This is a genomic window from Herbaspirillum autotrophicum, from assembly GCF_001189915.1.
GTDB classification, from domain to species: domain Bacteria; phylum Pseudomonadota; class Gammaproteobacteria; order Burkholderiales; family Burkholderiaceae_D; genus Herbaspirillum; species Herbaspirillum autotrophicum.
The window spans coordinates 205992-218084 of the sequence record NZ_LFLS01000002.1 but is presented as its reverse complement, the minus strand read 5'-3'; the positions used below and the strand labels follow the sequence as shown (position 1 = coordinate 218084).

10 protein-coding genes are annotated in these 12093 nt (G+C 60.5%); 3 read left to right on the top strand and 7 right to left on the bottom strand.

What is annotated here, in order from left to right; all coding sequences use genetic code 11:
- The first annotated feature begins 296 nt into the window (after positions 1 to 296).
- Together acnD and prpF are read left to right on the top strand one after the other, a co-directional pair.
- The gene (gene acnD / locus AKL27_RS02305) at positions 297 to 2891 is read left to right on the top strand and encodes a Fe/S-dependent 2-methylisocitrate dehydratase AcnD (RefSeq protein WP_050461028.1); all 2595 of its coding nucleotides are present in this window, start codon (positions 297 to 299) and stop codon (positions 2889 to 2891) included.
- Positions 2892 to 2982: 91 nt separating this feature from the next.
- Positions 2983 to 4173 carry a 2-methylaconitate cis-trans isomerase PrpF gene (gene prpF, locus AKL27_RS02300; RefSeq protein WP_050461026.1) on the top strand — a complete coding sequence of 397 codons (1191 nt, stop codon included), beginning with the start codon at positions 2983 to 2985 and terminating at the stop codon, positions 4171 to 4173.
- A gap of 69 nt (positions 4174 to 4242) precedes the next feature.
- On the opposite strand, the gene bioD is transcribed toward prpF, so the two are convergent.
- The 5 genes from bioD to bioB are packed head-to-tail and all read right to left on the bottom strand — an operon-like array spanning position 4243 to position 9817.
- On the bottom strand, positions 4243 to 4956 hold the full coding sequence (bioD, locus tag AKL27_RS02295) for a dethiobiotin synthase (RefSeq protein ID WP_083438816.1): 714 nt from the start codon (positions 4954 to 4956) through the stop codon (positions 4243 to 4245).
- Positions 4953 to 6296 (bottom strand): adenosylmethionine--8-amino-7-oxononanoate transaminase, encoded by a 1344-nt coding sequence (bioA, locus tag AKL27_RS02290; protein ID WP_050461022.1) that lies wholly within the window; start codon positions 6294 to 6296, stop codon positions 4953 to 4955. Before bioA ends, bioD begins: the two co-directional genes overlap by 4 nt.
- Positions 6293 to 7462, bottom strand: coding sequence for an 8-amino-7-oxononanoate synthase (gene bioF, locus AKL27_RS02285; RefSeq protein ID WP_050461021.1), 1170 nt, complete (start codon positions 7460 to 7462; stop codon positions 6293 to 6295). Before bioF ends, bioA begins: the two co-directional genes overlap by 4 nt.
- Positions 7455 to 8765, bottom strand: a complete 1311-nt coding sequence (locus tag AKL27_RS02280) for a cytochrome P450 (RefSeq protein WP_083438815.1) — start codon at positions 8763 to 8765, stop codon at positions 7455 to 7457. The genes bioF and AKL27_RS02280 overlap by 8 nt, the downstream gene beginning before the upstream one ends.
- Before the next feature lie 26 nt (positions 8766 to 8791).
- Positions 8792 to 9817 (bottom strand): biotin synthase BioB, encoded by a 1026-nt coding sequence (gene bioB / locus AKL27_RS02275; RefSeq protein WP_050461020.1) that lies wholly within the window; start codon positions 9815 to 9817, stop codon positions 8792 to 8794.
- A gap of 170 nt (positions 9818 to 9987) precedes the next feature.
- Here bioB and AKL27_RS02270 point away from each other — a divergent pair, with 170 nt between their 5' ends.
- The gene (locus tag AKL27_RS02270; protein WP_050461018.1) at positions 9988 to 10632 is read left to right on the top strand and encodes a GntR family transcriptional regulator; all 645 of its coding nucleotides are present in this window, start codon (positions 9988 to 9990) and stop codon (positions 10630 to 10632) included.
- Between the two features lie 61 nt (positions 10633 to 10693).
- Here the strand turns inward: AKL27_RS02270 and AKL27_RS02265 are convergent, their stop codons facing one another.
- A complete protein-coding gene (locus tag AKL27_RS02265) occupies positions 10694 to 11419 on the bottom strand; it encodes an amino acid ABC transporter ATP-binding protein (protein ID WP_050461015.1) in 726 nt (241 codons plus the stop codon).
- On the bottom strand, positions 11412 to 12092 hold the full coding sequence (locus AKL27_RS02260; protein WP_050461014.1) for an ABC transporter permease subunit: 681 nt from the start codon (positions 12090 to 12092) through the stop codon (positions 11412 to 11414). The genes AKL27_RS02265 and AKL27_RS02260 overlap by 8 nt, the downstream gene beginning before the upstream one ends.
- Position 12093: the final 1 nt, after the last annotated feature.

Here is a 12093-nt window from a genome sequence, read left to right as displayed (position 1 = left end):
AATGGCTGTAAATGTAACACCGATTGAAACGTTTTGAGTCCCGGATTTCAGATTGCAGATTGCCTGTTTGGGCTGTTTTGTGACGCAGAGGATTGATTTTGTTGGTTTATTTTCATTTTCGGGCGAATTGCCTGCGGATCGCGCGATACTTGGCACGCTGATTGCTGTATTGCAGGCAAACTTTCAGCGGAATGTTGAAAAGCAAGCGATCGGCCAGAACACCAGGCGGGCATGCCGGTCGTCATTATCACGTTATACAGCCCAACCCCTGTCATCACATTTTTACTGACTGAGCCATGAACACAGCACACCGCAAACCGTTGCCCGGCACCTCACTGGATTTCTTCGATACGCGTGCCGCCGTCGATGCAATCGCACCCGGCGCTTACGACAAACTGCCGTACACCTCGCGCGTACTGGCGGAAAATCTGGTGCGCCGCTGCGACCCGGCAACGCTGACCGCGTCCCTGAAACAGTTCATCGAACGCAAGCGCGATCTGGACTTCCCATGGTTCCCGGCACGCGTCGTATGTCACGACATTCTCGGGCAAACCGCACTGGTCGATCTGGCCGGTCTGCGCGATGCGATTGCGTTGCAGGGCGGTGACCCGGCACTGGTCAATCCGGTGGTGCCGACGCAACTGGTAGTGGACCACTCGCTGGCAGTCGAATGCGGTGGTTTTGATCCGGACGCGTTCGACAAGAACCGCGTGATCGAAGACCGGCGCAACGAAGACCGTTTCGACTTCATCAACTGGACCAAGAAGGCGTTCAAGAATGTCGACGTGATTCCACCGGGCAACGGTATCTTGCATCAGATCAATCTGGAACGCATGTCGCCGGTGATTCAGGTCAAGGATGGCGTGGCTTATCCGGACACGCTGGTCGGTACCGACAGCCACACGCCGATGGTCGATGCGCTGGGCGTGATCGCGATTGGCGTCGGTGGTCTGGAAGCCGAAAGCGTGATGCTCGGCCGCGCCTCGTGGATGCGCCTGCCGGATATCATCGGCGTCGAACTGAGCGGCAAACCGCAACCGGGCATTACTGCTACCGATATCGTACTGGCGCTGACCGAGTTCTTGCGTGCGCAAAAAGTGGTGTCGTCGTATCTGGAATTCTATGGCGAAGGTGCCTCGCACCTGACACTCGGCGACCGCGCCACGATTTCCAACATGGCGCCGGAATTCGGCTCCACCGCAGCGATGTTCTACATCGATGAACAAACCATCAAATACCTCAAGCTGACCGGCCGCGACGACGCGCTGGTCAAGCTGGTGGAAACCTATGCCAGGGAAACCGGCCTGTGGGCCGACAGCCTCAAGCATGCCGAATACGAACGCGTACTCAAGTTCGACCTGTCATCGGTGGTGCGCAATATCGCCGGCCCGTCCAATCCGCACAACCGGGTGCCGACCTCGGAACTGGCTGCTCGCGGCATCAGCGGCAAGGTAGAAAACGAACCGGGCCTGATGCCGGACGGCGCCGTGATCATCGCCGCCATCACCAGCTGCACCAATACCAATAATCCGCGCAACATGATTGCCGCCGGTTTGCTGGCGCGCAATGCCAATGCCCGCGGCCTGACCCGCAAGCCATGGGTGAAGAGCTCTCTGGCGCCCGGCTCGAAGACGGTCGCGCTGTACCTGGAAGAAGCGTCGCTGATGTCGGAACTGGAACAACTCGGCTTCGGCGTCGTGGCGTTTGCCTGCACCACCTGTAACGGCATGAGCGGTGCGCTCGATCCGGTGATTCAAAAAGAAGTGGTGGATCGCGATTTGTATGCGACGGCCGTGTTGTCCGGCAATCGCAACTTTGATGGCCGCATCCATCCTTACGCCAAACAGGCATTTCTGGCCTCGCCGCCGCTGGTGGTAGCGTATGCCATCGCCGGCACCATCCGCTTTGATATCGAAAAGGACATCCTCGGGATCGACAAGGACGGCAAGCCGGTCAGCCTCAAGGATATCTGGCCATCGGATGAAGAAATCGATGCCATCGTCGCCACCAGCGTCAAGCCGGAACTGTTCCGCAAGGTCTATGAGCCGATGTTCGCGGTGGTTGCCGATAATGGCGAAAAAGTCAGCCCGCTGTATGACTGGCGTCCGCAGACCACCTACATCCGTCGCCCGCCATACTGGGAAGGCGCACTGGCCGGTGAGCGCACCATGCGCGGCATGCGGCCGCTGGCGATCCTCGGTGACAACATCACCACCGATCACTTGTCGCCCTCGAACGCCATCATGCTCAACAGCGCCGCCGGTGAATATCTGGCGAAGATGGGCTTGCCGGAAGAAGACTTCAATTCCTACGCCACCCATCGCGGCGATCACCTGACCGCACAACGCGCGACCTTCGCCAATCCGACATTGAAAAACGAAATGGTGCTGGAAAACGGCAAGGTCAAAGCCGGCTCGTTGACCCGTATCGAACCGGAAGGCAAAGTCACGCGCATGTGGGAAGCGATTGAAACCTACATGGAACGCAAGCAACCGCTGATCGTGATTGCCGGCGCCGACTATGGTCAAGGTTCTTCGCGTGACTGGGCCGCCAAGGGCGTGCGTCTGGCCGGCGTGGAAGTGATCGTGGCCGAAGGTTTCGAACGTATCCACCGCACCAATCTGGTCGGCATGGGCGTGCTGCCGCTGGAGTTCAAGCCGGGCGTCAACCGCCTCACGCTGGGCCTCGACGGTACTGAAACTTACGATGTCGTCGGTGAGCGCACGCCGCGTACCACGCTGACGCTGGTCATCAATCGCAAGAATGGCGAACGCACCGAAGTACCGGTGATCTGCCGTCTCGATACGGCGGAAGAAGTCTCGATCTACGAAGCCGGCGGCGTGTTGCAGCGTTTTGCGCAGGATTTCCTGGAATCGTCGACGGCGGCCTGAACGGCAATCGACTCTGCGTGAGGCGCTGCCGGTCGCGGGCGCATCACCGTTGAACTACAGTTGAACCACAGTTTATGTCAGGACCACGTACATGAAACATTTACCGCAAATCAAGATTCCGGCCAGCTACATCCGTGGCGGCACCAGCAAGGGCGTGTTTTTCCGCTTGCAGGATTTGCCGGCCTCGGCGCAGGTACCGGGCGCGGCGCGCGATGCCTTGCTGATGCGCGTGATCGGCAGTCCCGATCCTTACGGCAAGCAAATCGACGGCATGGGCGGTGCGACGTCGAGCACCAGCAAGACCGTGATCTTGTCCAAGAGCAGCAAGCCGGACCACGATGTCGATTACCTGTTTGGTCAGGTCGCCATCGACAAGGCGTTTGTCGACTGGAGCGGCAACTGCGGCAATCTGTCGGCGGCGGTCGGCTCGTTTGCCATCAGCAGCGGCCTGATTCATCCGAGCCGGGTGCCGCAAGACGGCATGGCCACGGTGCGCATCTGGCAAGCCAATATCAGCAAGACCATCATCGCCCATGTGCCGGTTACCAATGGCGAAGTACAGGAAACCGGTGATTTCGAACTCGACGGCGTGACCTTCCCGGCAGCCGAAGTGCAGCTGGAATTCATGGACCCGGCAGCAGACGAGGAGGGCGCAGGCGGTTCCATGTTCCCGACCGGCAATCTGGTCGATGATCTGGAAGTGCCGGGTATCGGCACCTTCAAGGCCACCATGATCAACGCCGGCATTCCGACCATTTTCCTCAACGCCGAAGAGATCGGCTACACCGGTACTGAACTGCAAGACGCCATCAACAGCGATCCGGCTGCGCTGGCCAGATTCGAAACGATTCGCGCCTGGGGTGCGGTGCGCATGGGGCTGATCAAGGACATCAGCGAAGCCGCCAAGCGTCAGCACACGCCGAAGGTGGCGTTCGTCGCCAAACCGGCTGCCTATGTGGCGTCGAGCGGCAAACAAGTCACCAGCGCCGATGTCGATTTGCTGGTGCGCGCGATGTCGATGGGCAAACTGCACCACGCCATGATGGGCACGGCAGCAGTGGCCATCGGCACCGCCGCCGCCGTACCGGGCACGCTGGTCAATCTGGCCGCCGGCGGCGGCAAGCAAAGCGCAGTGCGCTTCGGCCATCCGTCGGGTACTTTGCGCGTCGGCGCTGAAGCGGTACAGGTCAACGGCGAATGGAGCGTCTCCAAAGCCATCATGAGTCGCAGCGCACGCGTGCTGATGGAAGGTTGGGTGCGAGTGCCGGGAGATGCGTTTTAAGCAGGCCCCGCGCAGACTGCAAACATAAACAACGCCGGCGTCGGGAGCATTCCTGACGCCGGCGTTGTTTCATCTGGACGTATTATTTGCCGTCAGCAAGGCCGTCATATCGAGGAAGTGCGCCGCGCCGGCGGCATCCGCTGCCGGCAGGCAGGGCACGCAGCCCAGCAAGGGCGCGTTGATGCGGCGCTGCAAAGTGGCAATCATGGGCGTCACATTGGCCGTCTCCGGCGTTGTCAGGTTCGCCACCCATCCTGCGAGGTGCAAACCGCGCGCGGCAATTGCCTCGATGGTCAGCAATGCGTGGCTGATGCAACCGAGCCTGATCCCCACCACCAGAATCACCGGCAGATCGAGGCGGCACACCAGATCCGCGGTGTCGCAGTGGTCGTTGAGCGGAACGATGAAACCACCGACACCTTCGACGATGACGGTGTCGGCGCTGGCACACAGCGTCTGATAGCAGCGTTCGATATGATCGAGGTCGATGCCGATGCCCTCGGCGGCAGCCGCGATATGCGGCGCGGCCGGTTCTTGCAACAGATAGGGATTGACGAGCGCGGCATTGAACGTGAGGTTGGATGCGGCTTGCAAGGCATCCACGTCGTCGTTATGCCAGGCACCGTCGTGCCAGGTGGTGCCGGACGCCACCGGCTTCATGCCGGCCACCCGCCGGCCTTGTCCGGCCATGGCGTGCATCAGCGCCGAGGCGATCAGGGTCTTGCCGACGCCGGTATCGGTGCCGGTGATGAAATACGCTTGCGGTGCTACTTGCATTCTCATGTTCCTTGCATGACACGGTCAAACACGCGACAGGTGCGGTCGGCCAGCAGCGCGACTTCATCTCCGTCCAGTATGTAAGGCGGCATCAGGTAGATGGTCTGGCCGATTGGCCGCAGCAGCAATTCCTGGCGGCAGGCCTCGGCGGCGAAGCGGCGTGCGAAGGTCGCAGCCAGAGCGGTATCGGTGATGCGCGCATCACAGGCCCAGATCATTCCGCGCTGGCGAAAGTGCATGATGCGCGGGTCTTGTGCCAGCGGTTGCAAGGCGGCGGTCATACTGCCGGCCAGCGCCTGATTGCGTTCCAGTATCCGGTCTTCCCGGAAAATCGCCAGCGTGGCCAGCGCCGCCCGGCAGGCGAGCGGATTGCCGGTATACGAATGCGAATGCAGAAAGCCCCGGCGCATATCGCTGGCGTAAAACGCAGCGTAGATATCATCCCGCGTCATTACCAGTGACAGTGGCAGATAGCCGCCGCTGATCCCTTTGGACAGACACAGAAAGTCAGGCCAGATGGCCGCCTGTTCACATGCAAAGAAGGTGCCGCTGCGGCCGCAACCGACTGCAATTTCATCGGCGATCAGATGCACTTGCCAGGTGTCGCACAGGCGGCGCAGCGCCGATAAATAGTCCGGCGCATGCATGGCCATGCCGTTGGCGCACTGCACCAGCGGCTCGATAATCACGGCAGCGATATGACCAGCCCGTTGTTGCAGCAACTGTTCAAGTTCCGCCAGCGACCGCGCCGCCACATCTGCGGCAGACTCGCCGTCGCGTGCCTGCCGCGGATCGGGGGATGCCACCACATGTGCCGGGCGTACCAGCGCCCCATACGCTTCGCGGAACAAGGGCATATCGGTGACGCCGAGCGCGCCCAGCGTTTCGCCGTGATACCCGCCTTGCAGGCAGACAAACTCTTGCTTGGCAGTGTGGCCGGCATTGCGCCAGGCATGCACGCTCATTTTCAAGGCGATTTCGACGGCTGAGGCGCCGTCCGAAGCATAGAAACAATGCCCCAGCACATGCCCGGTCAAGGCCGACAACTGTTCCGACAGCGCAATCACCGGTTCATGGGTGAAGCCGGCCAGCATCGCATGTTCCAGCCGGTCCAGCTGATCCTTGAGGGCGGCATTGATGCGGCCGTTGGCGTGGCCGAACAGGTTGACCCACCACGAACTGATGGCATCCAGATAGCGCCGGCCGTCAGCGTCGTACAGCCATGCACCTTGGCCGCGCACAATCGGAATCAGCGGTGTCGCTTCATGGTGTTGCATTTGCGTGCAGGGATGCCAGACACTGCGCAGGCTGCGTTGCATCAGCGCTGATGACAGTGGCCCGTTCATGGTGCCGTCCGTGTCAGTGCGGTGGCGGCCGCGCCGAGCGCCTGCGCCAGTTGGTCAATATGGGCTTCGGTATGCAATGCCGACAAGGAAATACGCAGACGCGCCGTGCCCCTGGGCACCGTGGGCGGGCAGATTGCCGGCACCCAGACCGATTGCGCGCGCAGCAGCTGTGCCAGTGCCTGTACCGTCTGGTTATCACCGACCAGCAACGGATGAATCGCGGTGATCGATGCTGCCAGTGGCCACGGCAAACCGCGCAGTGCCTGGTGCAGATAAGCGCCGAGTTCCTGCAAGCGGGTACGCCGCCATGGTTCTGCCGCAATCAGCTTGAGACTGGCCGATGCCGCCGTCGCCAGCAGTGCCGGATTGCCGGTGGTGAACATATAGGTGCGCGCGCGTTGCAGCAGCCACGCAATCAGGTTATCGCTGGCGGCAACGAAAGCGCCGGCGACACCGGCGGCTTTGCCCAGCGTGCCCATATAGATCAGGCGTTCCGAACGCAGCGAGAAATGCCGCAGGCTGCCGCGCCCTTGCGTACCGAGTACCCCAAAACCATGGGCATCATCCACCAGCAACCAGGCATCATGACGCTCGCACAAATCCAGCAATGCAGCCAAGGGAGCAATATCGCCATCCATGCTGAAGACGGCATCGGTGACCACCAGTTTGCGCCGGCTGTGGCATTTGGCCAGCAAGCGTGCCAGGGTCGCCGTATCGCCGTGTGGATAGACCTTGAAGTCGGCACGCGACAGACGCGCGCCATCGATCAGCGAGGCATGATTGAGGCGGTCGCCAAAGACCGTGTCGCCGGGACCGGTCAGGGCGGCGATGACGCCGAGATTGGCCATGTAGCCATTGGAAAAATACAGCGCGCGCGGCATCTCCACAAAGGCCGCCAGTTCCTGTTCCAGCATCTCGTGGGCAGCGCTGTGACCACTGATCAGCGCCGATGCTGCCGCGCCCATGCCGAATTGCTGCATACCGGCCTGGGCCGCAGCGAGTAATGCCGGGTGGTTCGCCAGTCCCAGATAATCGTTGCTGCAAAATGCCAGGTACGACTTGCCGTCGACCTGCAACAGCGGGCCTTGCGGACCGTCCACGATACGTCGCTGGCGCAACAGGTGCTGTGCTTGCAGATCGGCCAGCGCGGTTTGAAAATCATCCATGACGAGGTTCCGATGAAGCGGTGCTCACTTGGACGGCAGGCGGCGCGATGACGCACGTCAGGGGCAGCGTGGTCAGGCCGCGATAGGCATCGTTGCTGTCCCAGCGCCAGCCCTGCGGCTGAAGTTGCAGATCGGGCAGGGCGCGCAGCAGGGCACGCATCGCAAGTTCGGCTTCCATATAAGTCAGCGTGGCGCCGATACAGACATGCGGCCCATGGCCGAAGGCCAGATGATTGCCTTCGTCACGACTGATATCCAACTGATCCGGATTGCTGAAGCGTTGCGGGTCGCGGTTGGCGGCGGCAATCTGCAAAATCACCAGTTGTCCGCGGCGCAACTGCTGGCCATGCCATTCGAGATCGGCAGTCAGCCGGCGCCCGGTGTACTGCACCGGGCTGTGATAGCGCAACAATTCCCGCAAGGCGCGCGGCAACCGCTCTGGACTTGCTTGCAGTGCCTGCCATTGCAGCGGATGTTGCAACAGCGCCAGCACGCCGTTGCCGAGCAGATGGCGGGTCGTTTCATAGCCGGCGAACAGCAGCGTGCAACACTGCGCCAGCATTTCCATGGCGCTGATGGCACCCGTGCTTTCGGCTTCCATCAACTGGCCGACCAGGTCGTCTCGCGGTTGTGTGCGGCGCAGTGCGATCTCATGGTGGAAATGCGTGAGCAATTGCGTCAGTGCCTCCTGCGCCGCCAACGCCAGCGGCATGGTCGGCGTCGGGCTGCCGATGAAAGCCGCAATGGCGCTGGCCGCTGCGACAAAGCCGCTGTGGCCGTCGAGCGTGATGCCGAGCAGTTCGGCGATCACCAGTATCGGCAGCGGACGGGCAAAATCGCGGATGAAGTCGAACTCGACTACGGTGGCGCCGCTCGCATTGACGCTGGCGCGCGCCAGTATCTGCTGTATCAGGCGTTCGGCAATGGCGCTGATGGCCGGCGCTTGCCGTTGCAAGGCAGCGGCGCTGAAGCCGGCCTGCATCACGCGCCGCAAGCGGGTATGGGAATGACCGTCGAGAAATAGCAACGATCGCGACAAGATACGCTTGAATGCGCGCAATTGATGCTGCTCAGCGATTCTTTGGGTGCGATCTGTGCGCGCCGGATCGATGCTGCTGTTGATCCAGCGCCGGCTGCGCTGTACTGAAAAGCGCGGATCGCGCAAGGCGGTGCTGACATCGGCATAGCTGCTCAGCACCCAGGCACCATGACAGAATTCCTGGTTCCAGGAGACCGATGGCAGCGCTGTGCCGGACTGCTCCGGCAGCGTCAGTCGCGGTGCTGCCGGTGCTGCGGCGTTCATGCGATGTTCCGGCGCGGCGATGCCACTCACGCGGCTGGCTGGCCGGCTGCCGGCATCGGCTTCAGGCCGAGCCGGTCAAACAGCTTGCGGTCATTGCCCATGTCGGCATTGGGGGTGGTCAGCAACCGCGCGCCGAGGAAAATCGAGTTGGCGCCGGCGGCAAAGCACAGGGTCTGCAAGGCGTCATCCATCTGTTCGCGGCCGGCGGACAGGCGCACAACGGTGCGCGGCATGGTGATGCGCGCCACCGCGATGGTGCGGACAAATTCCAGCGGATCGAGCGGTGGCGCGTTTTCCAGCGGCGTGCCTTTGATCGGCACCAGATGATTGATAGGCACCGATTCCGGATACGGATCGAGTCCCGCCAGTTGCGCGATCAGTGCGGCGCGCTGGCGGCGGCTTTCGCCCATGCCGATAATGCCGCCGCAACATACGCGCAGGCCGGCATCACGTACCTTTTGCAGGGTATCGAGGCGGCTCTGATAAGGCCGGGTGGAAATGATGTTGCCGTAGAAATCGGGCGCGGTATCGAGGTTGTGATTGTAGTAATCGAGGCCGGCCTGCTTCAGTGCGCCGGCTTGCTCGCCGCTCAGCATGCCGAGCGTGATGCAGGTTTCCAGGCCAAGTGCACGCACCGCCGTCACCATCTCGGTTACTGCCGGCATATCGCGCTCTTTGGGATTGCGCCAGGCGGCGCCCATGCAGAAACGCGTGGCACCCTGATCCTTGGCCTGCTGTGCCGCCGCCAGTACGTCCGGCAACGACATCAGTTTGGTCGGTTTGGCGCCGCTGGTTTCATATTTCGATGATTGCGAGCAATAGCCGCAATCTTCCGGGCAACCGCCGGTCTTGATCGACAGCAAGGTCGATAACTGGATTTCATTGGCAGGGAAATGCGCCCGATGCGTGGTTTGTGCCTGATGCAGCAGATCCAGAAATGGCAGTGCGAATAATGCTTCCACTTCGCTGGTTTTCCATGACGTTGGTGCGGCAAGTGAAGTAGCGCAGGGCGGTTGGGGGGAAACGGCAAGTGAATCGGCGGACAAGTGCATGGTGGTAACCGGGTGAGCTGTCAGACAGCGGCAAAGCATGTCATCATCGCTGTTGAAAAATTATAGATAATTTGGAGTTGATCACCGTTTTATTTGGTGGATTCTCTGTTTTTTATTCTATATTCTTTTATTTTTTCTCAACAAGCCTTAATTTTATAGATAATCTCGAAATGTCTGCGCCAAACACCGACCATCCCCAACTGCCGACATCGTCAGAACGCATTGCAGATCTGTTGCGCACGCGTATCGTGCGCGGCGAAATTGAAGGCGGGGCAGCCCTGCGCCAGGATCACGTGGCGCTGGAGTTTCAATCGAGCCATGTGCCGGTGCGCGAGGCGTTCCAGCGTCTGGAGGCACAAGGTTTGGTGATCAGCTTGCCGCGACGCGGCGTGCGTGTGACGACACTGACGACAGAAGCCATCAAGGAGACAATGGAAATGCGGGCCGCGCTGGAAGTGCTGGCGCTCAGGCACAGCGTGCCGAAACTGACCGAGCTGCATATCGCCCGCCTGGAAGCGACGCAGGATCAGTGTGCGCAGGCGGCTTCACTGATTGAATGGGATGCCGCCAATTGTGCGTTTCATGAAGGATTGGTGAGCGAATGCGGTATGCCGCGCTTGCTGGCGACATTGAAACAATTGCAGTTGACCAACTCGCGCTATCTGTTCGCAGCGGGACTGGTGCGCGGCTGGCAACCGCGCTCCGATCAGGATCACAGGCTGATCATCGATGCCTTGAAAGAGCGCAATGCAGAGCGGGCGATACAGTTGCTGGGGCGGCATATCGGCACCATGGAGCGGGTCGGATTCGCCTGAGGCGAGAGTGTGGCCCATCTGCGGCAGCCACGGCCGGCATGGTGCCGGCCGTTTCCGTAGTTCAGTGAATGATCTTGTTCAGAAAATCCTGTGCACGGTCAGTCTGCGGCGTGTTGAAGAAGGCGTCCTTGGGCGTGTCTTCGACGATGCACCCTTGATCCATGAACACCACCTTGTTGGCGACGCGTTTGGCAAAACCCATTTCGTGCGTCACGCACAGCATGGTCATGCCTTCCTGCGCCAACTCCGTCATCACCGCCAGGACTTCATTGATCATTTCCGGATCAAGCGCGGATGTCGGTTCATCGAACAGCATCACTTCCGGGTCCATGCACAAGGCGCGGGCGATGGCGACCCGTTGTTGCTGACCGCCCGACAATTGCGCCGGAAACTTGTCGATGTGGGCCGACATGCCGACCCGTTCCAGCAGCATTTCCGCTTTCTTGCCGGCTTGCGCCTGATCGCGACCGAGTACCCGGACCTGGGCAATCGTCAGATTGTCGCGTACCGATAAATGCGGGAACAGCTCAAAGTGCTGAAACACCATACCGATTCGGGTGCGCAGGGCATTCATGCTGGTGCCGGCGGCGCGCAGCGATTTGCCCTTGAACAGGATGTCGCCATCCTGAAACTCTTCCAGACCATTGATCAGTTTGATCAGTGTCGATTTGCCGGAACCCGACGGTCCGCAAAACACCACCACATCGCCCTTGGCAATACTGACACTGCATTCGGTCAGGGCCCGGAATTTGCCATACCATTTGGAAACGTTTCTTAACTCAAGCATGCGAAGTCCTTGATTGCACCAGTTTGACGATCAGTGATAACAGCGAACAGATAATCCAGTACACCAGCCCGGCGAACAGCAGCATCTGCACGATGTTGCCATCACGCTCACCGATGCTGGTGGCACGCCGGAAGAAATCGCCGAGGGCGATGACATACACCAGCGAGGTATCCTGAAAAATCACGATGCATTGCGTCAGGATCAGCGGCAGCATGGCTTTCCATGCTTGCGGCAAGATGATGAAACGCATCGACTGATACGGATTCATGCCCAGCGCACGGGCCGCCAGAAATTGTCCGCGCGGCAGACTCTGGATGCCGGCGCGCATGATTTCGCAAAAGAATGCCGCTTCCAGCAAGGAGAACGCGACCATGGCCGATACCGTACGGATATCCACACTTGGCGACAGATCGAACAGCGCCTTGAGAAACTGCGGCACGATCAGAAAGAACCAGAGCAACAGCATGACCAGCGGAATCGAACGGAACACGGCGACATAGATTTCGGCGAAGCGCGTCAGGAAACGATTCTTGCTGATGCGAAACATCGCCAGCACGGTGCCCCACAGCAGCCCGCAACAGATCGCGACCAGGGTGATCTTGAGTGTCAGCCACATGCCGCTGGCCAGCAGCGTGCGTGATTCGAGGATGGTATTCCAGTCAAATTCAAACATG